18 protein-coding genes are annotated in these 24,825 nt (G+C 74.9%); 11 read left to right on the forward strand and 7 right to left on the reverse strand.

The window, feature by feature from the left end:
* Nucleotides 1–50: 50 nt before the first annotated feature.
* The 6 genes from ACFVUY_RS36380 to ACFVUY_RS36405 all read right to left on the reverse strand — a co-directional run bounded on the left by ACFVUY_RS36380 (nucleotide 51) and on the right by ACFVUY_RS36405 (nucleotide 8,150).
* Nucleotides 51–1,718: a dipeptide ABC transporter ATP-binding protein gene (locus ACFVUY_RS36380; RefSeq protein WP_387736447.1), complete on the reverse strand. Its 1,668-nt coding sequence runs from the start codon at nucleotides 1,716–1,718 to the stop codon at nucleotides 51–53.
* A complete protein-coding gene (locus ACFVUY_RS36385; protein ID WP_387736448.1) occupies nucleotides 1,715–2,620 on the reverse strand; it encodes an ABC transporter permease in 906 nt (301 codons plus the stop codon). The genes ACFVUY_RS36380 and ACFVUY_RS36385 overlap by 4 nt, the downstream gene beginning before the upstream one ends.
* Entirely contained in the window at nucleotides 2,617–3,576 is a 960-nt protein-coding gene (locus tag ACFVUY_RS36390; protein ID WP_359908091.1) for an ABC transporter permease, read from the reverse strand. The genes ACFVUY_RS36385 and ACFVUY_RS36390 overlap by 4 nt, the downstream gene beginning before the upstream one ends.
* Nucleotides 3,573–5,258 carry an ABC transporter substrate-binding protein gene (locus tag ACFVUY_RS36395; RefSeq protein ID WP_387736449.1) on the reverse strand — a complete coding sequence of 562 codons (1,686 nt, stop codon included), beginning with the start codon at nucleotides 5,256–5,258 and terminating at the stop codon, nucleotides 3,573–3,575. Before ACFVUY_RS36395 ends, ACFVUY_RS36390 begins: the two co-directional genes overlap by 4 nt.
* Nucleotides 5,259–5,726: 468 nt before the next feature.
* Nucleotides 5,727–6,530 (reverse strand): IclR family transcriptional regulator, encoded by an 804-nt coding sequence (locus tag ACFVUY_RS36400; RefSeq protein WP_387695375.1) that lies wholly within the window; start codon nucleotides 6,528–6,530, stop codon nucleotides 5,727–5,729.
* Between the two features lie 315 nt (nucleotides 6,531–6,845).
* Entirely contained in the window at nucleotides 6,846–8,150 is a 1,305-nt protein-coding gene (locus tag ACFVUY_RS36405; protein WP_387736450.1) for a M14 family zinc carboxypeptidase, read from the reverse strand.
* Between the two features lie 548 nt (nucleotides 8,151–8,698).
* Between ACFVUY_RS36405 and ACFVUY_RS36410 the strand changes: the two genes are divergently transcribed.
* The 6 genes from ACFVUY_RS36410 to obgE all read left to right on the forward strand — a co-directional run bounded on the left by ACFVUY_RS36410 (nucleotide 8,699) and on the right by obgE (nucleotide 18,163).
* Complete coding sequence (locus tag ACFVUY_RS36410) at nucleotides 8,699–10,627, forward strand: TIGR03960 family B12-binding radical SAM protein (RefSeq protein WP_359908081.1); 1,929 nt, start codon at nucleotides 8,699–8,701, stop codon at nucleotides 10,625–10,627.
* 230 nt (nucleotides 10,628–10,857) lie between these two features.
* Entirely contained in the window at nucleotides 10,858–11,658 is an 801-nt protein-coding gene (locus tag ACFVUY_RS36415) for a TIGR03936 family radical SAM-associated protein (protein WP_387695373.1), read from the forward strand.
* 398 nt (nucleotides 11,659–12,056) lie between these two features.
* Nucleotides 12,057–15,725: a ribonuclease E/G gene (locus ACFVUY_RS36420; protein ID WP_387736451.1), complete on the forward strand. Its 3,669-nt coding sequence runs from the start codon at nucleotides 12,057–12,059 to the stop codon at nucleotides 15,723–15,725.
* A gap of 227 nt (nucleotides 15,726–15,952) precedes the next feature.
* Nucleotides 15,953–16,270, forward strand: coding sequence for a 50S ribosomal protein L21 (gene rplU / locus ACFVUY_RS36425; protein WP_045696828.1), 318 nt, complete (start codon nucleotides 15,953–15,955; stop codon nucleotides 16,268–16,270).
* 14 nt (nucleotides 16,271–16,284) lie between these two features.
* Nucleotides 16,285–16,542: a 50S ribosomal protein L27 gene (gene rpmA / locus ACFVUY_RS36430; RefSeq protein ID WP_030309712.1), complete on the forward strand. Its 258-nt coding sequence runs from the start codon at nucleotides 16,285–16,287 to the stop codon at nucleotides 16,540–16,542.
* Between the two features lie 139 nt (nucleotides 16,543–16,681).
* The gene (obgE, locus tag ACFVUY_RS36435; RefSeq protein WP_387695370.1) at nucleotides 16,682–18,163 is read left to right on the forward strand and encodes a GTPase ObgE; all 1,482 of its coding nucleotides are present in this window, start codon (nucleotides 16,682–16,684) and stop codon (nucleotides 18,161–18,163) included.
* Between the two features lie 102 nt (nucleotides 18,164–18,265).
* On the opposite strand, the gene ACFVUY_RS36440 is transcribed toward obgE, so the two are convergent.
* A complete protein-coding gene (locus ACFVUY_RS36440) occupies nucleotides 18,266–19,042 on the reverse strand; it encodes a hypothetical protein (protein WP_387736452.1) in 777 nt (258 codons plus the stop codon).
* A gap of 306 nt (nucleotides 19,043–19,348) precedes the next feature.
* Here ACFVUY_RS36440 and proB point away from each other — a divergent pair, with 306 nt between their 5' ends.
* From proB to ACFVUY_RS36465, 5 genes are all read left to right on the forward strand, one after another.
* The gene (gene proB / locus ACFVUY_RS36445) at nucleotides 19,349–20,485 is read left to right on the forward strand and encodes a glutamate 5-kinase (RefSeq protein ID WP_359910954.1); all 1,137 of its coding nucleotides are present in this window, start codon (nucleotides 19,349–19,351) and stop codon (nucleotides 20,483–20,485) included.
* 174 nt (nucleotides 20,486–20,659) lie between these two features.
* Nucleotides 20,660–21,184 (forward strand): hypothetical protein, encoded by a 525-nt coding sequence (locus tag ACFVUY_RS36450; RefSeq protein WP_359910956.1) that lies wholly within the window; start codon nucleotides 20,660–20,662, stop codon nucleotides 21,182–21,184.
* 153 nt (nucleotides 21,185–21,337) lie between these two features.
* On the forward strand, nucleotides 21,338–22,660 hold the full coding sequence (locus ACFVUY_RS36455) for a glutamate-5-semialdehyde dehydrogenase (RefSeq protein ID WP_387695702.1): 1,323 nt from the start codon (nucleotides 21,338–21,340) through the stop codon (nucleotides 22,658–22,660).
* An 89-nt stretch (nucleotides 22,661–22,749) separates the two neighbouring features.
* Complete coding sequence (locus tag ACFVUY_RS36460; protein ID WP_387736453.1) at nucleotides 22,750–23,334, forward strand: hypothetical protein; 585 nt, start codon at nucleotides 22,750–22,752, stop codon at nucleotides 23,332–23,334.
* 335 nt (nucleotides 23,335–23,669) lie between these two features.
* A complete protein-coding gene (locus ACFVUY_RS36465) occupies nucleotides 23,670–24,731 on the forward strand; it encodes a hypothetical protein (RefSeq protein ID WP_380543247.1) in 1,062 nt (353 codons plus the stop codon).
* Nucleotides 24,732–24,825: the final 94 nt, after the last annotated feature.

Here is a 24,825-nt window from a genome sequence, read left to right on the forward strand (position 1 = left end):
GTGCCCCGACGGGACGTTCCCGCCGGGGCACCGCCGCGTGCCGGGGCCCGTCAGACCGCCGCGGTCCGTACGGGCAGCCGGGGCACCGCCGCCAGCAGCTGCCGGGTGTACGGGTGCTCGGGGGAGCGGAACACCCGCTCGGCCGGGCCGTACTCGACCGCCCGGCCGTCCTTCATCACCAGCACCCGGTCGCTCACCTGGCGCACCACCGCGAGGTCGTGCGAGATGAACAGCATCGCCAGGCCCAGCTCGGCCCGCAGCCGGGCCAGCAGCTCCAGCACCTGCGCCTGCACCGAGACGTCCAGTGCCGACACCGGCTCGTCGCAGACCAGCAGCCGCGGCCCGGTGGCCAGCGCCCGGGCGATCGCCACCCGCTGGCGCTGCCCGCCGGACAGCGAGCGCGGCCGCCGTTCCAGGTGCTGCTCGCCGAGGCCCACCTGGGTCAGCAGCCCGACCGCCCGCTCCCGCCGGGCCGCTCCGCGGGCCACCCCGGCGACCGCCAGCGCCTCGGCCAGGATCCGCCGGACGGTGAAGCGCGGATCGAAGGAGGCCAGCGGGTCCTGGTGGACCAGTTGCACGGCGGCCCGGGCCGGACGGCGCTCGCGCTCGGGCAGCGCGCTCCACGGGCGGCCGTCCAGCAGCACCTCCCCGGCGTCCGGGGTCAGCATGCCCATCACCAGCTGGGCGGTGGTGCTCTTGCCGGAGCCGGACTCGCCGACGATGCCCAGGGTCTCGCCGGGCGCGAGCGCGAACGACACGTCGGCGACCGCCTCCCGCAGGCTGCCGTCCGGGGTGCGGTAGCGCTTCACCAGGCCCCTGGCGGTGAGGAGCCGGTCCTGCCCCCGCCCCTGGTCCTGGTCCTGTTCCTGCTTCTGCGCCTGCCCTTGCCCTTGCCCCTGTTCCTGCTCGCCGGCCGCCGGGGCCGGCCCCGGCCGGTCCGGATCGGGCGCGGCCGCCAGCAGCATCCGGGTGTACGGGTGCTCGGGCGCACCCAGCACCCGGTCGGCCGGCCCGCTCTCCACGATCCGGCCGTCCTTCATCACCGCGATCCGGTCCGCCAGCCGGGCCACCACCGCCAGGTCGTGGCTGATCAGCAGCAGGGCCGTCCCCTCGGCCTTCAACTCGCCGAGCAGATCGAGCACTTGGGCCTGCACCGTGACGTCCAGCGCGGTGGTCGGCTCGTCCGCGACCAGCACCCGCGGCCCCGCCGCCAGCGCGGAGGCGATCAGCGCCCGCTGGCGCAGCCCGCCGGAGAGCTGGTGGGGGTACTGCCGGGCCCGTTCGGCCGGCTCCGGAACCCCGACGTCGCGCAGCAGCTCCTCGACCCGGCGCGGCACCTCGGCCTTCGGCAGCACCCGGTGGGCGAGCAGGGGCTCGCCCACCTCGGTGCCCACCCGGCGCAGCGGGTCCAGCGCGGACAGCGCGTCCTGGAGCACCAGCGCGACGGTGCGCCCGCGCACCCGGCGCCACTCCCGCTCGCCGAAGGCGGCGGCGTCCCGGCCCTCGACCAGGAAGCGCTCGGCCCGGACGGCGGCACCGGGCGCGGTCAGTCCGACCAGCGTCCGGGCCGTGACGCTCTTGCCCGAGCCGGACTCCCCGACCAGCGCCAGGCACTCGCCCGCCGACAGCGACAGCGACACCCCGGCCACCGCCGCGGTCCGCTGCCTGCCGTGGCCGAACTCGACGCTCAGGCCCTCCAGTTCGACGATCGGGCTCATGGCGTCCGTCCTTCCAGGCGGCGGTGCAACTGACGGCCGAGCACGGTGATCGCGACCACCACGGCGGTGATGGCGGCCCCCGGGAACACCGCGATCCACCAGGCGGTGGACAGGAAGTCGCGCCCCTGGGAGAGCATCGCCCCCCACTCCGGGGCGGGCGCCTTGGGCCCGAGCCCGAGGAAGCTGAGCGCCGAACCCGAGACCACGGCGGTGCCGACGGCCAGCGTGGCGGGCACCGTCAGCGGCCCCAGGGTGTTCGGCAGCACGTGCCGCAGCACCACGGCCGCCCGGGGCACCCCCAGGGCCGTCGCGGCACGCACGTACTCCGAACCGCGCACCACCATCGCCTGCCCGCGCACCAGCCGGGCGAACCCGGGAGTGGCCGCGATCGCGATGGCCAGCAGCGCGTTGCCGGTGCCCGGACCCACCACCGCGATCACCAGCAGCGCGAGCAGCAGTTCGGGCAGCGCCAGGAGGACGTCCACCGCGCGCATCGCCACCTGGTCGCCGATCCGGCCGGACAGCGCGGCCGGCAGGCCGACCAGCAGACCCGCCAGGACCGACAGCGCCGTCGCGCCGAGCCCGATCAGCAGCGAGTACCGGGCGCCGTGCACCACCCGGGCGTACACGTCCCGGCCCAACTGGTCGGTGCCCAGCCAGTGTTCGGCCCCCGGCGGGGTGAGCGCGGCGACCGGGTCGGCCGCCGTCGGGTCGGCGTGCGCGAGCAGGGCGGGCCAGGCGCAGGCCACCACCGCCGCCGCCAGGACCAGCGCGGCGAGCAGCACCCCGGGCCGCACCCGGGCCGCCCGCCCGCCGCCCGAGCGGACCGCCCGGGCGGCGGACCCGGCGGCCGGCGCGGCGTCGGCGTCGGGGACGGGAGCGGGGGCGAGGGGGCCGGTCATGCCGCCACCTCCCGCACCCGGCCGGCGCCGCGCAGCCGGGGGTCGATCAGCAGGTAGAGCGCGTCCACCGCGGTGTTCACCACCAGGTAGACCGCGGCGGACAGCAGGATCAGCCCGATCACCACCGGCAGGTCGTGCCCGGTGACCGCGTCCAGCGCCACCCGGCCCAGACCCGGCCGGGCGAACACCGTCTCCACCAGGACCGTCCCGCCCAGCAGCCCGCCCACCAGCCAGCCGCCCAGCGTGACCGCCGGCACCAGCGCGTGCCGCAGCGCGTGCCGGCCGCGCAGCGCCAGCGGGCCGATCCCGCGCGAACGGGCGGTCAGTGCGAACGGCTCGTGCAGCGCCGACTCCAGCCCCTCCCGCAGCACCTGCGAGAGCAGTGAGCCGAACGGCACCGCCAGGGTCACCGCCGGCAGCACCAGCGACTGCCAGCCCTCCGCCCCGGCGACCGGGAACAGCCGCAGGTGGAAGGAGAACAGCGTGAGCAGCAGGACCCCCAGCCAGAACGGCGGGGTGGAGATCGCCAGCAGCTCCGCCCCGGAGGCCGCGCCGCGCACCGCCCGCCGCCGCCCGGCCGTGGTCACCGCGGACACCAGGGCGAACACCAGGATCAGCCCGAACGCCGTCAGCGCGAGCCCCGCGGTCGGGCCGAGCTGCTCGCCGATGATCCGGCTCACCGGCTGCTGCTGCTGGTAGGAGCGGCCGAGGTCGCCGCCCAGCAGCCGGCCCAGGAAGGTCAGGTACTGCTCGAACAGCGGGCGGTCCAGCCCGAACTCCCGGGTGATCTCGGCCCGGACGGCCGCCGAACCGGTGGTCACCGAGCCGCCGAGCAGGGTCGACACCGGGTCGCCGGGTACCAGGTGCAGCGCCAGGAACCCCAGGGTGGCCGCGCCCCAGAGCACCAGGACCGCACCGCCCAGCCGGTGCAGCACCGCGCGCGCGACCCGTGTCACTTGCTCTTCCAGACGCCGGCGAACTGCGGCCACGCGTTCGCGTCGAACGCCAGGCCCCGGACGAGCTGGGTGTGCCCGATCAGATTGGTGGTCACGTACAGCGGCAGCACCGTGCCGTGCTCCACCGCCCACCGCTCGGCCTTGGTGTAGTCGGCCTTGCGGGCGGCCGGATCGGTGGTCGCCGCGCCCGCCGTCAGCCAGCCGTCGAGCTCCGGGTCCTTGCTGAGCGACACGTTCTGGCCGCCGGCCGCCGGGGTGTTGGAGGAGAGGTAGAAGCCCGCCAGGATCGCCGGGTCGGCCCGCACCCAGGAGTTGTCCCACAGGTCGTAGTCGCCGCTCGCGTAGATCTTGAAGTAGGTGCCGTTGTCGATCGAGTCGCGGACCAGCTCGACCCCGGCCTTCTTCAGGTCCGCCTGGATGCCAGCCGCCAGGGTGTCGCGCTGGTCGCGCACCAGCGAGGCGATGTACGGCCAGTGCAGGGTCAGCCGCTTGCCGTCCTTCACCCGGTAGCCGTCCGCGTCCCTGGCGCTCCAGCCGGCCTCGTCCAGCAGCCGGCCCGCCGCCGCCGGGTCGTGCGGCAGCGCGTCCTTCAGCCCGGCCTCGTACGCCGCCGGGGTGGTCGGGCTCAGCGGGCTCCAGGCGCGCTCGTACTCGCCGAAGTAGATGCTCTTGACCAGCGCGTCCACGTCCACCGACCGCTGGACGGCCCGGCGCACCCGCTCGTCCTGCAGCGGCCCCCGGGTGGTGTTCAGGAACAGCGAGTAGACCACGCCGGGGTTCTGCGTGCGGTTCACCTCGATGCCGGTGGCCGCCCGCACCGTGCGCACCGCGGTGACCGGCAGCGTGGCCGCGTCCACCTGGCGGCTGGTCAGCGCGCCGCTGCGGACCGAGTCCTCGGGCAGGAAGCGGATCGTCAGCCCGTCCAGGTACGGCGCGCCCTGGTTCGCGGCGCCCTCCGGGGCCCAGGCGTAGGCGTCGTTGCGCTTGAACTCGACGTGGTCGTTCTTGACGTACTCGGTCTCCTTGAACGGCCCGGTGCCCACCGAGTTCTCGCCGCCCGCGCACAGCTGGTCCGCCTTCTCCGCCAGCGACTTCGGCGAGGCGATGCCCAGGTAGGGGGTGGCGACCGCCTGCAGGAACGGTACGTACGGCTCGGCGAAGGACACCCGGACGGTGTGCGGGTCCACCACCTCCGTCCCGGTGTACGGGCCGAGCAGGCTGGCCGCGTACAGCGACTTGGTCCTCGGGTCCTTGACGTGGTCCAGGTTGGCCTTCACCGCGGCCGCGTCGAAGACCGTGCCGTCGTGGAAGGTGACGCCCTCGCGCAGCTGGAAGGTGTACGTCCGGGCGTCCGGCGAGATCTGCCAGGACTTCGCCAGCCACGGGTGGAAGGCGCCCTTGTCGTCCAGGTACACCAGCGAGTCGAAGACGTTGCGCTGGATCACCGCCGTCACGTCGCCGGGGCTGACGTGCGGGTCCAGGCAGGACGTGCCGACCGCCACCGCGTACTTCAGGGTGCCGCCGCGCACCGGGGCCCCCTCGGCGCCCGCCCCCGGCCCGGCCGGGCCCGCCGAGGAGCAGCCGGCGAGCAGGACGGCCGCCAGGCCGGCGGCGGGCACGGACGAGGGGACGGCGAACGGACGGCGGACGCGCCGGGCGGCGGGCACGGGTCTGCTGGGCATGGGTGACTCCTTGGTGGTGCCGGTGGAGGGCGTACGGGACCGCCGCCGGGCGCGGGCGCGCACGGCGGGGGAAGGGGGAGAGGAGAGAGAGGAGGGGCGGATCCCACATCGGATCCCACATCGGATCCCGCGTCGGATCCGCTGCCGGGCCTCGCCCGGGCGTCAGGCCGAGGTGCGGTAGGCCGAGGAGCGGCAGGGGGCGCCGGGCACACCGGTGCCGCGGGCGCGGTCGAGGGCGCGACATCGGCCACGGCTGCCCGGACCACCCGCCGACGGGGCGAGGCCCCGCGCGGCCGGTGTCCTGCCACCGCTGCTGTGCACTGCGGCCTCCGATGCCTGCGCGTTCGCCCGTTTCGCGCACCAGGGTGCCCGCTACCGGCGGTTCCTGGCCACCGCGGCGTTCCACCCAGTGGAAGACGCCGTCCGGCGGGGCGCGTCACCCGGGGGAAGACCCCCTCCGGGGGCGTGTCACCCGGCGGGGTGCGCCCCCTCCGCGGCCACCGAACGCGCGACCTCGGCCGCCATCAGCCGCCCCGCCTCGCGCAACCGCCCCTCGTACCGGGCCGGATCCACCGGCGAGGCCACCACCAGCCCCAGCGCGGCCAGCAGCGAACCGTCCGGATGGAACACCGGCACCGCCACCGCCCCGTACGCCGGCTGCATCTCCCGGCGCGCGTACCCCACGCCCCCGCGCCGCACCGCCGCCAGCTCCCGGCCCAGCCGGCCCGGCGCCACCACCGTGTACCGGGTGTGCCGCGCGCCCGCCGCCGACAGACCCGCCGCCACCTCCCGCACCAGCGCCTCCGGCGCGTGCGCCAGCAGCACCCGGCCCACCGCCGTGGCGTGCAGGTCCATCCGCCCGCCCACCCGCACCTGGAACGGCGAGGACTGCGCCGCCGCACCCGGCAGCCGGTCCAGCAGCAGCGCCGAACGGCCGTCCAGCGCCGCCACCAGCGCGGTCTGCCCGGTCCGCTCGTGCAGCTCCCGCAGGGCCGGCTGCGCCAGCTCCCGGATGCGGCGCAGGCACGGCGCCAACGCCCCCAGTGCCCACAGCCGCCGCCCCAGCCGGTACCCGCCGTCCCGCTGCCGCTCCAGCGCGCCCCAGGCGACCAGCTCACGCACCATCCGCAGCGCCGTCGGCGCCGGCAGCCCGGTCTGCCGCGCGATCTCGGCCAGCCGCAGCGACTCCCGCTCCCCGTCGAACGCCTCCAGCACCGAGAACACCCGCCCGGCCACCGAGCGTCCCCCGGCCTCCCCCGAATTCCCCGCCACCCGCCCCACCCTCCACCGCCACCGCCGCCCACATCCCGTCACCCGCCCCAACACCCGCGCCGGGCACGCGGATTCCGCGGCGCGGGTTCCGCGTACCGCGGCCCTGTGCGAGGCCGCCCGGCGCACCGGGCCGGTGCAACCGGGCCGGGCGTCCTAGGGCGTGTCTGACAATTCGCGTCGGATCAGGGCGCGGCGTTGGGGTGCGTGCATCGCAAGGCGGAGGAGGGAGCCACTGCGGAGCATTGGCGACCGACGACAACGCGGCGAGGTGCGTGCCCCAACGCCGCGCACCCGGCGGGAATTGTCAGACACGCCCTAGAGCAGGCAGTCGGCCGTGGTGAGGACGGCCCGCGTCTGGTGGGCGAGTTGCTCCTGGACGGGGACCCAGCGGGCGCCGAAGCGGTGGCGCAACCGGTCGAGGCTGTCGGTGACGACGGCGCGGGCGCGGTCCCGGGCGACCTCGGCGGCGGGGTCCCGGGCGTCGGCGAGCAGCCGCAGCAGGACCGACGCGACCCGCAGCGGCACCCGGGCCGCGACCAGGCCGGCGGTGGTCACCCGGGAGGCGGTGAGCGGCTCGGAGCCCCAGCGCTCCAGCCACTCCTCGGCCACCCGCGGGGCGGCCGCCAGGCTGAGCTCGACGGTGCGCAGCAGCGGGCCGAACGCCTCGTGGCCGTAGGCCTCGTACTGGTGCGCGGCGATGCCCGGGAGCAGGGCGGCGAGCTCCTCGGCGCGCGCGGTGAGGTCGCGGGCGGCCGCGGCGAGGTTCTGCGCCCCGGCCGGGTGGGGACGGGCGTCGCCGACCGCGTCGACGGCCCACATCGGGACCTCCAGCACCGCGCTGACCGCGCCGTACCGGGCCGCGTACGACCAGGTGGACAGCTCCGGCTCGTCCGGCAGGGCCCGGGAACCGCCGGTGCCCGGGGCCGGCATCAGATAGGTGCCCGGGTCCGGGCTGGCCCAGCCGATCGCGTCGTAGGAGTCCACGTCGAGCGGGACGCCGGCCCGTTCCGCGGAGCGGGCGAAGCGCCCGGCCAGGCCCCGGACCGGGCGGGTGAGCTGGACGAACGCGCCGCCGAAGTCCACCCCGTGCAGCGAGCACTGGAGGAAGGGGCGCAGCTCGTCGATCAGGCCGGTCAGTGCCAGGCTCTCCGGCATCGGCGGGCGGCCGGAGCCGGGGGCGGGCAGCAGTTCGGGCTGCTCCTCGAAGGAGGGGCGGAAGAAGTGCTCGTAGTGGCGCCGCATGGTGAGCGGGCCGTCCAGCCAGCCGGCGTTGAGCGCGGCACCGTCCGGGTCGAGGCAGAGCAGCAGGTGCCAGGAGACGCCGGGGCAGGCGGGACGGTCCAGCAGCACCTCGGCGAGCCGGACGGTCCCGGCGGTGCCGATCGGCTCGTTGGGGTGCGGGCCGCCGACCACCAGTACCGCGCGCGGCCCGCGGTCCACGGAGAGCAGCATCAGCGGGCGTCCGGCCCGGGAGCGGCCCACCTCGCGCAGCCGGCAGCGGTCCGGGTGCCGCAGGGCGAGCCGGCGCGCGGCGGACTCGGCCTGGGCGGGCGTGGGGTAGCGGGCCGGCCGGTTGTCGAGGGGCCGGAGGGGGCGGATCCGCCGACCGGTGTCGGTCATGGTTCTCCTAGCGCCGGTCGTACGGCCGCCGGGGCGCGGGCGTGCGGGTGCGCCGCCGGGCACGGCGTGCGGGCGGGGGACGGGGGCGGGAACGGGGCGGGGCACCGCGCGGGCCGGGACGGGGGCCGAGCGGAGCCGGGGCGGGGCCTGGCGGGGGCGGACAGGGCCGTGCCGGAGCGGCCCGTGGTGAGGGAGGGTCGCGCCGGCCGGAAAACCGAGAGGGCCGAGCGTACGACTCAACTTCCTTGTCCGGAAGGGGGGCAGATCTCTTTGGCGGAGCCCTGTCAGTACCGCACGGTCCTTCCGGGCGTGTCAACGGCGGACGGCACCGGCCGGCGGGCGCGCACTGCGCGTGCCGGGGCGGGCACCGGCGGGTGCCGGCGGACGGCGGCGGGCACGGGCGGACACCGGCCGTCCGGGAGGCGCCGGAGCACGCGGGGCCCGTGATCCGGGGCAGACGGCCCGTTCCCCGGATTGGGCTACCCTTGAGGGTCACCCCTCCCGTGCCGGCCAGCGGCACCGAATCACGTCGTAAGGGTTCCTAGTACATGACTGTCGAATCGGTCTTCCCACGCCTGGAGGCCCTCCTCCCGCACGTCCAGAAGCCGATCCAGTACGTCGGCGGCGAGCTCAACTCGACCGTCAAGGACTGGGACGCCTGCGACGTCCGTTGGGCACTGATGTACCCCGACGCCTACGAGGTCGGCCTGCCCAACCAGGGCGTCATGATCCTCTACGAGGTGCTGAACGAGCGCGAGGGCGTGCTCGCCGAGCGCACCTACAGCGTCTGGCCGGACCTCGAGGCGCTGATGCGCGAGCACGACGTCCCCCAGTTCACCGTGGACGCCCACCGCCCGGTGAAGGCCTTCGACGTGTTCGGGCTGTCGTTCTCCACCGAGCTCGGCTACACCAACATGCTCACGGCGCTCGACCTGGCCGGCATCCCGCTGGAGGCCGCGGCCCGCACCGACGAGGACCCGATCGTCCTGGCCGGCGGCCACGCGGCCTTCAACCCGGAGCCGATCGCCGACTTCATCGACTGCGCCGTGGTCGGCGACGGCGAGCAGGCCGTCCTCGACATCACGGAGATCATCCGCGCCTGGAAGGCCGAGGGCCGCCCGGGCGGCCGGGACGAGCTGCTGCTGCGCCTGGCCCGCACCGGCGGGGTGTACGTCCCGAAGTTCTACGACGTGGAGTACCTGGCCGACGGCCGGATCGGCCGCGTCGTGCCGAACGCCCCGGGCGTGCCGTGGCGGGTGTCCAAGCACACCGTGATGGACCTCGACGAGTGGCCGTACCCGAAGCAGCCGCTCGTCCCGCTCGCGGAGACGGTGCACGAGCGGATGTCCGTGGAGATCTTCCGCGGCTGCACCCGCGGCTGCCGCTTCTGCCAGGCCGGCATGATCACGCGCCCCGTGCGGGAGCGAAGCATCACCGGCATCGGCGAGATGGTCGAGCGCGGGCTGAAGGCGACCGGCTTCGAGGAGGTCGGCCTGCTGTCGCTGTCCAGCGCCGACCACACCGAGATCGGCGACATCGCCAAGGGCCTGGCGGACCGCTACACCGAGGACAAGATCGGCCTGTCGCTGCCGTCCACCCGCGTCGACGCCTTCAACATCGACCTCGCCAACGAGCTGTCCCGCAACGGGCGCCGCTCGGGCCTCACCTTCGCCCCCGAGGGCGGCAGCGAGCGCATGCGCAAGGTGATCAACAAGATGGTGTCGGAGGAGGACCTGATCCGCACCGTCGCCACCGCGTACGGCAACGGCTGGCGCCAGGTGAAGCTGTACTTCATGTGCGGCCTGCCGACCGAGACCGACGAGGACGTGCTCCAGATCGGCGAGATGGCGAAGAACGTCATCCAGAAGGGCCGCGAGGTCACCGGCCAGAACGACATCCGCTGCACCGTCTCCATCGGCGGGTTCGTGCCCAAGCCGCACACCCCGTTCCAGTGGGCCCCGCAGCTGTCCGCCGAGGACACCGACGCCCGCCTGGCCAAGCTGCGCGACTCGATCCGCGGCGACCGCAAGTACGGCAAGAACATCGGCTACCGCTACCACGACGGCAAGCCGGGCATCGTCGAGGGCCTGCTCTCCCGCGGCGACCGCCGGGTCGGCGCGATCATCCGCGCGGTCTACGAGGACGGCGGCCGCTTCGACGGCTGGCGCGAGTACTTCTCGTACGACCGCTGGATGGCCTGCGCCGACAAGGGCCTGTCCGGCACCGGCGTCGACGTCGACTGGTACACCACCCGCGAGCGCACCTACGAGGAGGTGCTGCCCTGGGACCACCTGGACAGCGGCCTCGACAAGGACTGGCTCTGGGAGGACTGGCAGGACGCCCTGGAGGAGGTCGAGGTCGACGACTGCCGCTGGACCCCGTGCTTCGACTGCGGCGTGTGCCCGCAGATGGACACGCAGATCCAGATCGGCCCCACCGGCAAGAAGATGCTCCCCCTGACGGTGGTCAACAAGTAGCGCGTCCCCTCCCGCGACCCCCGGCCGGAACGTTCCGGCCGGGGGTCGCGGCGTGCGGTGGAGCGGAGGCTGACCAGGGGCGGAGCGAGGGGGAGCGCGGGGCGCGTACCCTTTGAGGTGACAGAGTCCGGACAGTGGCGGGAAGACGCCGCACCGGACGGGGACAACTGACTAAGGACTGAGCGACCCTGGCACGCCGTACGCCCGACGGTCCGCCGCCCGCGCCGACGGTGCAGCGGATTCGTCTCCGCTACACCAAGCGCGGCCGGCTCCGCTTCACCAGCCACCGCGACTTCCAGCGCGCCTTCGAGCGCGCCCTGCGCCGGTCCGCCGTTCCGATGGCCTACTCGGCCGGCTTCACCCCGCACCCGAAGGTCTCCTACGCCAACGCGGCCCCGACCGGGGTGGCGAGCGAGGCGGAGTACCTGGAGATCGGCCTGGCCGCGGTCCGCGACCCCGAGCAGCTGCGGGCGCAGCTGGACGAGTCGCTGCCGGCCGGCCTGGACGTGATCGACGCGGTCGAGGTCCGGACGCCGAACTTCGTGGAGCGCCTGGAGGCCTCCGAGTGGCTGCTCCGACTGGACGGCGTGGAGCCCGACGTGGCCGCCGAGGCGGTCGCGCGCTTCCTCGCCGCCGAGCGGGTCGAGGTCGAGCGCCGCACCAAGAACGGCCTGCGGGTCTTCGACGCGCGGGGCGCGGTGGCGGCGCTGGAAGCCGTCCCGGCCCAGGTCGAGGCCGGTGCGGACGCCGGACCCGGAACCGACCGCGATGTTCGGACCGGCCGACCCTGTGCGATACTGCGCCTGGTAGTACGACACGCCACACCCGCCGTACGACCCGACGACGTATTGTCCGGTCTCCGTGCGACGGCCGACCTGGCGCCGCCGGTCCCCGCAGAGGTGACCAGGCTGGCGCAGGGGCCGCTCGACGAGGAGACCGGCACGGTGACCGACCCGCTGGCGCTCGACCGCGCGGCGGCCCCGGTCGGCTCGGAGCCGGCCGTGGGGCCGCACGCTACCGCGTCCGCCTAGCGGGGGGAGGCCGGGTCCAGTGCCTCACTGGACCCGACGGTCCTCCAGGGTTCCCGCGGCTCCCCAGGGGAGCGAGCGTCGTCGCAGCACAGGCCTGCCACCCGGGGCCTGCCGACCAGGAAGGTCGGCCGGTCCGGGACCCCGTCCGGGAGCCACCCGGGGTTGGGGGACGGCGCAGCTTGGGAAAACCTCAGAAGACTGGTCAGAACCAGAAGACTTTCGACACCCCGCCGAGCGCGGGGCGCCGAGCGAGACTACGAGCCCCTGTGCGGCGTCGCGTCCGCGCGGCGGCACCGTCAAATGGGTCCGGTCCGGGCATCGTCGCGATGCCGGCCGCCCAGCGGTGCCGTGCCGTGCCCGGATGTGGAGCCCGGGGGCCTGACGGGAGATCCACCCGCATGCTCGATAACACCGATCCGCAGCAGACTGCGGCCACGGACCAGAACGAAACCGCCGCGACCGGTGGCGAGGGCGCGTCCGCCGCGCCGCCGCGCCGTCGTCGCCGCGCGGTGTCCCGCCCGGCGGGCACCCCGCAGGGCGCGGCCGCCGAGGCGGCCGAGACGGTGCTGCCGGCCGAGACGCCGACCGCCGCGGCCACCCCGGCTCCGGCCGTGGAGCCGGCGGCCGAGCCCGCCGCCGAGAAGCCGGTCCGGGCCCGCCGGACCCGCAAGCGCGCCGAGGCCCCGGCCGGGGCGCCGGAGGCCACCCCGATCGTGGTGACCGCACCGGAGACGGCGCAGGCCCCGGCGGCCGAGCCCGCCGCCGAGAAGCCCGCGAAGGCCACCAGGGCCACCAGGGCCACCAAGGCGGGCAAGACCGAGAAGGCGGAGAAGGCCGAGGTCGCCGAGGTCGCCGAGCCCGTCGCCGAGAAGCCCGCCCGGGCCCGGCGCACCCGCAAGCGCGCCGAGGCGCCCGCCGGTGCTCCCACGACCGAGGCGCCGGTTGTCGAGACGCCGGTTGTCGAGACGCCGGTCGTGGAGGCCGCCGCTCCCGAGGCCCCCGCCGCCGCCGAGCCGGTGGCCGAGGAGGCCCCGGCCGCTCCGGCCCGCCGCCCCCGCCGCCGTCGCGTGGTCGAGGCCGCACCGGTCGTCGAGGCCCCGGTGGCGGAGCCCGTCGCCGAGGCGCCGCAGGCCGAGGAGCCCGCCGCCGCGGAGGAGCCCGAGGAGGAGGCCGTCGAGGCCGCCGCCCCCGAGGCCCCCGTCGCCGAGGCCCCCGCCGAGCCGCACCACCGGGTGCGCCGCCGCGCCGTGCGCCCGGCCACCGCGGTGTTCCAGGCGCCGGTGTTCCAGGAGCCGGCCCCCTTCGTCGCGCCGTCCACGCCGTCCGCGCCGGCCACCGCGGCCGCGCCGCAGAAGCCCGTCGCCGCCCCGGTGCAGGCCGAGGCCCCGGCCGTGGCCGAGCGCACGGAGGAGGAGGACGAGTTCGAGTACAGCGGTGTCGGCCGTCGCCGCCGGGTCCGTACCCGGGTCGAGCCGACCCGTCGCAAGCCGGCCGCCCAGGCGAAGGCCCAGGCGAAGGCTCCGGCGCCGGCGAAGGCCCCTGTGAAGGCCCCGGTCGAGGCCGCGCCGGTCGTCGAGGCCCCGGTCGCCGAGGCGCCCGCCGTGGAGGCCCCCGTCGCCGGTCCGGAGACCGAGGGCGAGTGGGAGGACGACGGCCGTCCGTCGCGCCGTCGCCGCCGGGGTGGCCGCCGCCGCCGTCGTGGCGAGGCCGAGGAGTTCGAGGCCGCCGAGGCCGTCGAGACCGAGCAGCCCGCCGCCGAGGAGTCGGCCGAGGCCGTCGCCGAGGACGAGGGCGACGAGGACGACGACCTGGCCGCCGGCCTGTCCTCGTCGCGCCGCCGCCGTCGCCGCCGTCGCCGCAGCGGTGAGGCCGGCGCCGTCGAGGCCGCCGAGACCACCGAGGACGGCGTCCGCACGGTGGTGAAGGTGCGCGAGCCGCGCCGCCGCTCCACCGAGCCGTCCTTCGACCCGGACGAGGTGCAGTCCATCAAGGGCTCGACCCGTCTGGAGGCCAAGAAGCAGCGCCGCCGCGAGGGCCGCGAGCTGGGCCGCCGCCGGGTGCCGATCATCACCGAGGCCGAGTTCCTGGCCCGCCGCGAGTCGGTCGAGCGCGTCATGGTGGTGCGCCAGAGCGGTCAGCGCACCCAGATCGGCGTCCTCGAGGACGGCGTGCTGGTCGAGCACTACGTCAACAAGGAGCAGGCCACCTCGTACGTCGGCAACGTCTACCTGGGCAAGGTCCAGAACGTGCTGCCGTCGATGGAGGCCGCCTTCGTCGACATCGGCAAGGGCCGCAACGCGGTGCTGTACGCCGGTGAGGTCAACTTCGGCGCGCTGGGCGGCCACGGCGGCCCGCGCCGGATCGAGTCGGTGCTGAAGTCCGGCCAGTCCGTGCTGGTGCAGGTCTCCAAGGACCCGATCGGCCACAAGGGCGCCCGCCTGACCAGCCAGATCTCGCTGCCCGGCCGCTACCTGGTGTACGTGCCCGAGGGCTCGATGACGGGCATCTCGCGCAAGCTCCCGGAGAACGAGCGCGCCCGGCTGAAGCAGATCCTCAAGAAGATCGTCCCGGACGACGCGGGCGTCATCGTGCGCACCGCCGCCGAGGGCGCCTCCGAGGAGGAGCTGACCCGCGACGTCCAGCGCCTCCAGCAGCAGTGGGAGGACATCCAGAAGAAGGCCGCGACCGGCAACGCCCCGGCGCTGCTGTACGGCGAGCCGGACATGACCGTCCGGGTCGTCCGCGACATCTTCAACGAGGACTTCAGCAAGGTCATCGTCTCCGGCGACGAGGCCTGGAAGACCATCCACGAGTACGTCTCCAACGTGGCCCCGGACCTCGCCGAGCGGCTCCAGCGCTGGACCTCCGAGGTGGACGTGTTCGCCACCTACCGGATCGACGAGCAGCTGATGAAGGCGCTGGACCGCAAGGTCTGGCTGCCCAGCGGCGGTTCGCTGGTGATCGACCGCACCGAGGCGATGGTCGTCATCGACGTCAACACCGGGAAGTTCGTCGGCCAGGGCGGCAACCTGGAGGAGACGGTCACCCGGAACAACATCGAGGCGGCCGAGGAGATCGTGCGCCAGCTGCGGCTGCGCGACCTCGGCGGCATCATCGTGATCGACTTCATCGACATGGTGCTGGAGTCCAACCGCGACCTGGTGCTGCGCCGCCTGCTGGAGTGCCTGGGCCGGGACCGGACCAAGCACCAGGTGGCCGAGGTCACCTCGCTGGGCCTGGTCCAGATGACCCGCAAGCGGGTCGGCCAGGGCCTGCTGGAGTCCTTCTCCGAGCCGTGCGTGCACTGCAACGGCCGCGGCGTGATCGTCCACATGGAGCAGCCGAGCGCCCACGTCCACGCCCCCGTGGCGGCGGGCGAGGCCGGTGCGGGCGGCGGCAAGCGCCGTCGCCGCGGCAAGGGCGGCGCGGGCCACGAGGAGCCGCAGGCCGTCGAGCCCGTGGTGACCATCCTGTCCGAGTCGGCGGAGGAGCTCGCCGAGCCGGTGCGCGAGGAGATCGAGGGCCAGCTGGCCCTGGAGGTCCCGGGCGTCGAGGCTCCGGCCGAGGTGGCCGCGCCGGTCGTCGAGGCCCCCGTGGCCGAGGCCCCGGCCGCCGTTCCGGCGGGCCGTCCGCGTCGCCGCGCGGTGCGCAAGGCGACCGCTCCGGCGGGTTCCCCGGACACCGCCGAGATCGTGGTGCTCCAGGCCAAGGCCGAGGCGGCGCTGGAGGCGGCCCTGGAGGCCGCCGCCCCGGCGGTCGCGGAAGCCGCCGCCGAGGCCGTCGCCGAGGCGCCGGGTGAGCCGGTCGTGGTCGCGGAGGCCGCGGTCGTCGCCGAGGCCCCCGCGGCCACGGAGGCTCCCGAGGCCGCGGAGGCCGCCGAGGCTCCGGCCGAGGAGGCGCCGGCGCCGAAGAAGCGGGCCGCCCGCAAGACCGCCGCGAAGAAGACCGCCGCCAAGAAGACCACCACGGCGGCCAAGAAGACCACCGCCCGCAAGACCGCCACCAAGCGGACGAGCGCGGCGGCCAAGAAGGCCGCGGCCGCCGACGGTGATACGGCGTCCGAGTAGTGCCCACGCCCGGGGCGGGAGTGATCCCGCCCCGGGTCGTACGGGCCGGTTTGCCCCCCGGGCGGCCGGTCCGTATTCTTGACCATCGGCGTGTCTACGCCATGCTCCCGAGCACATCACCTTCCCGGGTCGCCGCGTTCGCGCGGAGGGCCGGGGAGAGGCTCCTGTGTCCGTACCCAGGTGGCTGGCGTCGGGGGTTCCGACCGAGCAAGGAAAGCAGGTACCGCATGTACGCGATCGTTCGCGCAGGCGGCCGCCAGCACAAGGTCGCCGTGGGCGACGTGCTGGAGATCGACCGTATCGAGGCCAAGCCGGGTGACTCGGTCGAGCTCTCGACCATCCTCGTCGTCGACGGTGACGCTGTCACCTCCGACCCGTGGGTCCTGGCCGGCGTGAAGGCTCACGCCGAGGTGGTCGACCAGACCAAGGGTGACAAGATCGTCATCCTGCGTTACAAGAACAAGACCGGCTACCGCCGTCGCCAGGGTCACCGTCAGCAGCACACCGCGGTGCGCATCACGAGCATCGACTCGGTCAGCAAGTAAGGGGATAGCGAAAAATGGCACACAAGAAGGGCGCAAGCTCTACTCGTAACGGCCGTGACTCGAACGCCCAGCGCCTCGGCGTGAAGCGCTTCGGTGGCCAGGTCGTCTCCGCCGGCGAGATCCTCGTCCGCCAGCGCGGCACCCACTTCCACCCGGGTGCCGGTGTCGGTCGCGGTGGCGACGACACCCTGTTCGCGCTGACCGCCGGTGCGGTGCAGTTCGGCACCCGTCGTGGCCGCAAGGTCGTCAACATCGTGGCCGTCGAGGCCTGAGTCCCCGCGGACTCCCGAGTCTGAGAAGACCCACCGGGTCGGACAAGACTCACAGTGAAGGGTGGGCCGGAATTCTCCGGTCCACCCTTCACGCTTTACGCAGGTAGCAAGCAGACTCTCGCGCACTGGAGGCACACCCATGACCACCTTCGTGGACCGCGTCGAACTTCATGTCGCCGCGGGTAACGGGGGCCACGGCTGCGCCTCCGTGCACCGCGAGAAGTTCAAGCCGCTCGGCGGCCCGGACGGCGGCAACGGCGGTGAGGGCGGCAGCGTCATCCTCACCGTGGACTCGCAGGTCACCACCCTGCTGGAGTACCACCACTCGCCCAAGCGCAAGGCCACCAACGGCAAGCCGGGCGCGGGCGGCAACCGCACCGGCGCGCTCGGCGAGGACCTCGTCCTGCTGGTGCCGGACGGCACCGTGGTGCTGGACCGCGCGGGCAACGTGCTGGCCGACCTGGTCGGGCACGGCACCAGCTTCGTCGCCGCCCAGGGCGGCCGCGGCGGCCTCGGCAACGCCGCGCTGGCCTCGGCCCGCCGCAAGGCGCCCGGCTTCGCGCTGCTCGGCGAGCCCGGTGAGGCCCGTGACATCGTCATGGAGCTCAAGTCCGTCGCCGACGTGGCCCTGGTGGGCTACCCGAGCGCGGGCAAGTCCTCGCTGATCTCGGTGCTCTCCGCCGCCAAGCCGAAGATCGCGGACTACCCGTTCACCACCCTGATCCCCAACCTCGGGGTGGTCACCGCGGGCGACACCGTCTACACCATCGCCGACGTGCCCGGCCTGATCCCGGGCGCCAGCCAGGGCCGCGGCCTGGGCCTGGAGTTCCTGCGCCACGTGGAGCGCTGTTCGGTGCTGGTGCACGTGCTGGACTGCGCCACCCTGGAGCCCGGCCGCGACCCGCTGACCGACCTGGAGACCATCGAGGCCGAGCTCGCCGAGTACGGCGGCCTGGACGACCGCCCGCGCCTGGTCGCGCTCAACAAGGTGGACGTCCCGGACGGCCAGGACATCGCCGACCTGACCCGCGCCTCCCTGGAGGAGCGCGGCTACCGGGTGTTCGAGGTCTCCGCCGCCTCCCGCAAGGGCCTGCGCGAGCTGAGCTTCGCCGTGGCCGGGATCGTCGCCGAGGCGCGCGCCGCCAAGCCGGCCGAGGAGTCCACCCGGATCGTGCTGCGGCCCAAGGCCGTCGACGACGCCGGCTTCACCATCACCGAGGAGGACGGCGCGTACCACATCCGCGGCGTCAAGCCGGAGCGCTGGGTCCGCCAGACCGACTTCAGCAACGACGAGGCCGTCGGCTACCTCGCCGACCGGCTGGCCCGCCTCGGGATCGAGCAGGAGCTGTGGAAGATCGGGGCGCACGAGGGCGACACCGTCGTCATCGGCCCCGAGGAGAACGCCGTCGTCTTCGACTGGGAGCCGACCATGGCCGCCGGTGCCGAGATGCTCGGCCGCCGCGGTGAGGACCACCGCTTCGAGAACCCGCGCCCGGCGGTCGACCGCCGCCGCGAGAAGCAGAAGGGCCGGGACGCGGCCGAGTCCGAGTTCCTCGCCTTCGAGGCGCTCTCCAGCGGCCGCCAGGCCGCCATCGAGGGCGACGACGACGAGGACAACTGAGCCCCGGAGTCCTGAGGCCTGTCTCCAGAGCCCCTGTCGGACGGCCCCCGTCACCTGTCGAAGGTGGCGGGGGCCGTCCGCGTGTTCAGCGGTGACCGGGCGTCACTTGGCCCAGGAGGCCTGGAGCTTCAGCGGGTCGGCCAGGTCGGTGTAGCCGACCGCGGCCGGGGTGTTCCCGGGGATGGAGATGATGGTGCAGCCCTTGGCCTCGGCGCCCTTGGTCACGCCCTGGAACTTCGCCCCGGTGCACTTGGGCAGCGGGGTGGCGGCGGTCATGACGTTGAGCCCCTTCTTGCCGGCGGTGTCGAAGACGACGAACTTCGAGTCCGGGGCGGTGAAGGAGAGGCTGGCGTCCCCGACGTTCTTGATGGTGTAGCTCACGTACACCGGGGTGCGGCCTTCCAGGCCGACGATGCTGATCTTGGCGGCGGTGAAGTCCTGCACCGAGCCGACCTCGACGCCGGTGACGGTGATCTCCAGCTTGGTGGCGACCTTGGAGGTCTTGTCGGCGAAGTCCACGGTGGCGCTCTGGCCGACCTTCACGCTGCTGGCGGCCGCCGGGACGGCTCCGCCGGCGGCCCCGCCGCCCGCCGCACCGGCGGTGCCCGCGCCGCCGGACGCCGCGCCGCCGGTCGCCGCACCCGACGGGGCCGCGGTCGAACCGCCGGCCGCGCCGCCGGTCGGGGTGCCCCCGGTGGCGGCACCCCCGGTGGCGGCGCCCGGAGCGCCGTTGGTCGGCGCCGGAGCGGCACCGGTCGAGCCGCCCGCCGGGGCGGCCGGGTCGGCGTTGTCCGGCCCGCAGGCCGCGAGCGACAGGGCGGTGGCCGCCGCGAGCGCGGCGAAGGTCAGCTTGGTGGTGTACGAACGCATGGTGCGCATTTCTCCTGGGCGCACGGCCGCGACCGTTGCCGGCCTTTGCCCAGTGCGGCGCCGCCCGTCGTGACAGGAAGGGTCGATGACGACATGGGTCCAGCGGGCAAGAAGCCGTCCCCCGATCTGGCTTGCGGTCAGGGACCATACCAGTCATCCGGATTGCCGGACGGGCTGTGGCGGGCCCGTGACCAGGCCGGGTCCAGCCGGTGAAACACCCGGCGGGTGACCTGCGCCGATCGCGTAGATTGCGGGGGTGACGGCCGGGCCCGGGCCCCGCCGTACCCGCACCACACCGGAAGGGCGTACAGCGAGATGAGCGAGGACTCTCTGCGGGACGAGGTGCTGACCGCGCGGCGGATCGTCGTCAAGGTCGGCTCCTCCTCCCTGACCACGGCGGCCGGCGGCCTGGACGCAGACCGCGTCGACGCCCTGGTGGACGCGCTCGCCAAGCTGCGCGGCCGCCCGGGGGCGCCGGAGGTCGTGCTCGTCTCCTCCGGCGCGATCGCCGCCGGCCTGGCCCCGCTCGGTCTGGACCGGCGGCCCAAGGACCTGGCCCGCCAGCAGGCCGCCGCCAGCGTCGGCCAGGGCCTGCTGGTCGCCCGCTACACCGCCTCCTTCGCCCGGTACGGGATCAGGGTCGGCCAGGTGCTGCTCACCGCCGAGGACGCCAGCCGGCGCGCCCACTACCGCAACGCCTACCGCACCCTGGACCAGCTGCTGGCGATGGGCGCGATGCCGATCGTCAACGAGAACGACACCGTCGCCACCGCCGAAATCAAGTTCGGCGACAACGACCGGCTCGCCGCCCTGGTCGCCCACCTGGTCCGCGCCGACCTGCTGGTGCTGCTCTCCGACGTGGACGGCCTGTACGACGGCGACCCGTCCCGCCCCGGCACCAGCCGGATCGCCGAGGTACGCGGCCCGCAGGACCTCGACGGCATCGAGATCGGCAGCGCCGGCAAGGCCGGGGTCGGCACCGGCGGCATGGTCACCAAGGTCGAGGCGGCCCGGATCGCCACCGGCGCCGGCATCCCGGTGGTGCTCACCGCCGCCAGCCAGGCCGCCGACGCGCTGGCCGGCCGGCCCACCGGCACGCTCTTCCTGCGCACCGGAAGCCGGACCTCCGACCGGATGCTCTGGCTGGCCCACGCGAGCAGCCCGCGCGGGGCGCTGCACCTGGACGAGGGTGCCGTCCGGGCGGTCGTCTCCGGCGGCGCCTCGCTGCTGCCGGCCGGGGTCACCAAGGTCGACGGGGAGTTCGCCGCGGGTGATCCGGTGGACCTTCTTGCCGAAAACGGCCACATCGTGGCTCGCGGACTGGTCAACTTTGATGCGAGGGAGTTGCCCCGCCTGCTCGGCCGGTCCACCCGCGACCTGGCCCAGGAGTTCGGCGCCGCGTACGAGCGCGAGGTCGTCCACCGCGACGACCTGGTCGTTCTGCGCGGCTGACCGGCCCGGCGGGCCGGCACCGGCCGCCCGGCCGATCGGCGCAGCGCGCACGGCGGGCCGCTCCGTACCGGGAGCGGCCCGGCCACGGGCGAGGAGGGGCGCAGCCGTACCGGTCGGCCGAGGGCCGACGGGGCCGGTGGGGACGACAGGACATCGCCGAACAGGAGGCCGCCGGTGGAACGCAGGCGCGAGGCAGCGCTGACCGCAGGGACGGCGGGCCGGCGGCTGACCAGCATCGACGGCGGGCGCGGGGACGGCCCCGCCGAGCCGGCCGGTCCGCCGCCGCAGAGGCCCGGCGGGGTGCGCAGGATGCGGCCCGAACGCGACCGGGCGGCCCAGCCGCCCACCGTGCCCGAGCAGGCGCGGCTGTGGCACGTCGTGCTGAGCGTGGCCGGGCAGGTCACCCCGCTGCCCTCGCTGCGCGCCTCACTGGAGCAGCTGGCGCACGACCACTCGTTCTTCCTGACCGCCCGCTACGCGGCCGACCACGCGGAGATCCGCTACTGGGAGCAGGCCCGGGACCTCCACGACGCGGCGGCCATCGCGCTGCGGCTGTGGGGCGAGCACAAGGTCACCGCGAACCTGCCGCCCTGGGAGATCGTCGGGCTGGAGGTGGTCGACCGGGCGACGTACCACAAACGGGTGGCGGAGGGCTTCGGCGACCCGCCGCCGCACCTGGGCGGCGTGCACCCGTACTGAGGCGCCCCGTACTGAGCCGCCCCGTGCCGGGCCGCCCCGGCGGCCGGGCGGCCCCGTCGGACCGGGGATCGTCGGACCGGGACCGGCGGAGCGGCGTCTCACCGGGCGAAATACCGCCCGGGCGGGGCAGGTGCAGTCGCTACCCTTGGCGGCATGACCAGCGACCTCGCCACCGCCGACAGCCCCGTCCTCGCCGTAGCGCGCCGAGCCCGGGAGGCCGCCGCCGCGCTCGCCCCGCTGCCGCGCGGCGCGAAGGACGCCGCGCTGCTGGCGGTCGCGGACGCCCTGGTGGCCCGCGGCGCCGAGATCGTCGCGGCCAACGCCGAGGACGTGGAGCGGGCCCGGGCGGCCGGCACGGCCGAGTCGGTGATCGACCGGCTGACCCTGACCGAGGAGCGGATCGCCGCGATCGCCTCCGACGTGCGCGACGTGGCCGGCCTGCCCGACCCGGTCGGCGAGGTGGTGCGCGGCTACACCCTGCCCAACGGCCTGGACGTGCGGCAGGTCCGGGTGCCGCTCGGCGTGGTCGGCATCATCTACGAGGCCCGCCCGAACGTCACCGCGGACGCCGCCGCGCTCTGCCTCAAGTCCGGCAACGCGGTGCTGCTGCGCGGCTCCGCCTCCGCCTACCGCTCCAACACCGCGCTGGTCGCCGTGGTGCGCGACGCCGTCGCCGCGGCCGGGCTGCCCGCCGACGCGGTCCAGCTGGTGCCGGGGGAGAGCCGGGACTCGGTGCGGGAGCTGATGCGCGCCCGCGGCCACGTGGACGTGCTGATCCCGCGCGGCGGCGCCTCGCTGATCCGCACCGTGGTCGAGGGCTCCACCGTCCCGGTGATCGAGACCGGAACCGGCAACTGCCACGTCTACGTGGACGCCGAGACGGACCTGGCGATGGCCGTCGGCATCCTGCTGAACTCCAAGGCGCAGCGGGTCAGCGTCTGCAACGCGGCCGAGACGCTGCTGGTCCACCAGGACGTCGCGGACGCCTTCCTGCCGCTCGCGCTGGCGGCGCTCGCCGACGCCGGGGTGACGGTGCACGGTGACGAGGCGGTGCTGAAGGCCGCCGAGGGCGGCCCGGCCACCGTGGTGCCGGCCACCGACGAGGACTGGGGCGCCGAGTACCTCTCGCTGGACCTGGCCGCCGCGGTGGTGCCCTCGCTGGACGCCGCCGTCGAGCACATCCGCCGCTGGTCCTCCGGCCACACCGAGGCGATCGTCACCACCTCGCAGGCCGCCGCCCGCCGGTTCACCCGGTTGGTCGACTCCACCACGGTGGCCGTCAACGCCTCGACCCGTTTCACCGACGGCGGTGAGTTCGGCTTCGGCGCTGAGATCGGCATCTCCACCCAGAAGCTGCACGCCCGCGGCCCGATGGGCCTGCCCGAGCTGACCAGCACCAAGTACATCGTCACTGGTGACGGGCACGTGCGGGGCGAGGCGACGCAGACCGTGGGCGGGGACGCGCACGGCCGCTGAACGCCGGGTGAGGGGCGTCCGTCACACGTGTGACGGACCAACTGCCGGGAGCCACAGACAAATCGCCCGGCCGGTAATACGCTGAATCCGTGGCTGAGGATGTGGGGGGCTTCCCGTACCCCGACGGCGCCGACCACGGTGGTGCGGACGACGAGTTCGCCACCGTGGTCTTCGATGAGGCCTTCGTCCGGTCCGCCGCCGTGCACGAGCCGACCGCCAAGGAGCGGCAACTCGCCGCCGCCGAGGCCCGGTTCGAGTCGGACGCCGCGGGCCCGGGCTGGGGCTGTGACGTCCCTGCGGGGGACGGACTGCCGCTGGAACTGCGCCCGTACCCGAGCGGGCTCGACGCGGACCACCTCTACCCCGATCCCTGGTCGGGGCCGGACCGGGCGGCCGACCGCCGGGTCCGGCGGCGGTGGCGACGCGGCTACGACCCGGTGCGCTCCCGCGGGCGGTACGTGGCCCAGCAGCGGTGGCACCGGCCGGTGGCCTGGGTGCTCGCCGTGATCATGGGCGTGGGCCTGGTGGCGATCGCGGTCGCGGCGATCTACCAGGGCGTGGGCGGTTCCGCGGGAGCGCCCCGGCGCCCCGAGTCCGGCACCAGCAGCGCCGGGGTCGATCCGGGGCAGGCCCCGGCAGACCCCCCGCTGGTGGTCACGGCGCCGACGGGCTAGGCCCTCTCTTTCGGATCACGCCAGGCGGTCGCCGCCGGAGCACGCACCTCGTCGGCTTGTCGTCGGTCGCCGATGGCCCCCAGCCTGGCGGCCGGGAGGTGCCCCCACCGCATGGACTCCCTCCTCCGCACCGCCGATGCACGCACTCCAACGACGCCCACTGGTCCGACGTGATCCGAAAGAGAGGGCCTAGGGCGGGCTTCGGCGGGCCGGGGCGGGCCGAAGCGGTCGCCTCCGGGCGCGGGCGCACGCCCGGGGGCGGTGGTCACTGAGCGTTCCCGGGAATGTGCGCCCGCACCCTCGTGGCGGCGCCGGTGTCGGCCTACCCTGGTGGTGTGGGTGACCCGAGAGAGCCTCCGGAGGGTACGCCCGAGGGCGGTTCCGGCAACGAGGACGAATTCCGGTCCGTCGTGTTCGACGAATCGTTCGTTCGGGCTGCCCGCATCCAGGAACTGTCCGCCCGGGAGCGGCTGGCCGGCTCCTTCGGCAAGGCCACCCGGCCGCGGGTGCGGCTCGGCCCGCTGGGCACCGTCCCGCGCCAGGCGCTCATCCTGCTGCTGCTCATCCTGCTCGCCTTCGGGACCGCGGTGTACTTCGGCGTGAGCTCGCCGAGGGGGACCGCGGTGCGGCCCGAGGGCAGTCAACTGACCGTCAGCCTGGTCGCGTTGAGCCCGGCGTCGGCCGTCCGCCCGGTCGCCGACCCGGCGGACCCGTTCACCGCGCTGCAGCCCGGGTACGGGGACGGCACGATCGGGCTGAACACCCCGACCGGGGCCGCCACCGAGCACTTCAGCCGGGTCGAGGTGACCAAGGCGCTCGACACCGTCCAGCGCTACCTGGTTGCCTCCTCGCTGGCCCCGGCCGCGCTGGTCCAGGGCGCCACCGCCGACGTGCGGGCCTTCGTCACGCCCGGTGAGCAGGCGGAGTTCGACGCGAGCGTGGCGCAGCCGGTGGACGACCGGCACCACGCGGTGACCGGCTGGATGGTCCGCTTCGACCCGGCGCAGGTCGCGCTGGCCTCGAACACCGTGAAGGTGGCCGGCGCGATGCGGATCGACGAGGCGGACGGCGGGACCCTGCAGATCACCACCGACCACACCTTCGTCTACGCGCTGAAGCCGGCCGGGGCCCCGGCCGGAGCGCCGGTCACCCTGGAGACCGTGCGGCGGCAGCTGACCTTCGAGTTCGACCGGGTCGACCTGGCCTCGGCGCAGCTGCGGCTGGTGGACTCGGTGGTGCAGGCCGGTCCGGAGCCCTGCGACACCTCGATGGCGGGCTTCCTGCAGCCGGTGCTGGCCACCGCGCAGGGCACGGCGGTCGCGCCGCCGACGCCGGTCGATCCCGGCAACCACGCCCGGCCGGGCTGGCAGGTGTGCGCGGTGCTGGCGGGCGGCTGAGAAAGTGTTGGGTAATCGGGTGATCACTCGTTCTTGAGGTCGTCGGCGAGGCGGCGGGCTGCTTCGGTCTCGATGGGGCCGCGTGGTTCGATCT

It is taken from the genome of Kitasatospora sp. NPDC058063 (assembly GCF_042885395.1).
Taxonomy (GTDB): Bacteria; Actinomycetota; Actinomycetes; order Streptomycetales; family Streptomycetaceae; genus Kitasatospora; species Kitasatospora lactacystinica.

Excerpts from the sequence above, each read along its gene's own strand:
- ACFVUY_RS36380 (WP_387736447.1), bottom strand. The coding sequence starts at position 1,718 with ATGAGCCCGATCGTCGAACTGGAGGGCCTGAGCGTCGAGTTCGGCCAC.
- ACFVUY_RS36385 (WP_387736448.1), bottom strand. The coding sequence starts at position 2,620 with ATGACCGGCCCCCTCGCCCCCGCTCCCGTCCCCGACGCCGACGCCGCG.
- ACFVUY_RS36395 (WP_387736449.1), bottom strand. The coding sequence starts at position 5,258 with ATGCCCAGCAGACCCGTGCCCGCCGCCCGGCGCGTCCGCCGTCCGTTC.
- ACFVUY_RS36405 (WP_387736450.1), bottom strand. The coding sequence starts at position 8,150 with ATGACCGACACCGGTCGGCGGATCCGCCCCCTCCGGCCCCTCGACAAC.
- ACFVUY_RS36410 (WP_359908081.1), top strand. The coding sequence starts at position 8,699 with ATGACTGTCGAATCGGTCTTCCCACGCCTGGAGGCCCTCCTCCCGCAC.
- ACFVUY_RS36420 (WP_387736451.1), top strand. The coding sequence starts at position 12,057 with ATGCTCGATAACACCGATCCGCAGCAGACTGCGGCCACGGACCAGAAC.
- rplU (WP_045696828.1), top strand. The coding sequence starts at position 15,953 with ATGTACGCGATCGTTCGCGCAGGCGGCCGCCAGCACAAGGTCGCCGTG.
- rpmA (WP_030309712.1), top strand. The coding sequence starts at position 16,285 with ATGGCACACAAGAAGGGCGCAAGCTCTACTCGTAACGGCCGTGACTCG.
- obgE (WP_387695370.1), top strand. The coding sequence starts at position 16,682 with ATGACCACCTTCGTGGACCGCGTCGAACTTCATGTCGCCGCGGGTAAC.
- ACFVUY_RS36440 (WP_387736452.1), bottom strand. The coding sequence starts at position 19,042 with ATGCGCACCATGCGTTCGTACACCACCAAGCTGACCTTCGCCGCGCTC.
- proB (WP_359910954.1), top strand. The coding sequence starts at position 19,349 with ATGAGCGAGGACTCTCTGCGGGACGAGGTGCTGACCGCGCGGCGGATC.
- ACFVUY_RS36455 (WP_387695702.1), top strand. The coding sequence starts at position 21,338 with ATGACCAGCGACCTCGCCACCGCCGACAGCCCCGTCCTCGCCGTAGCG.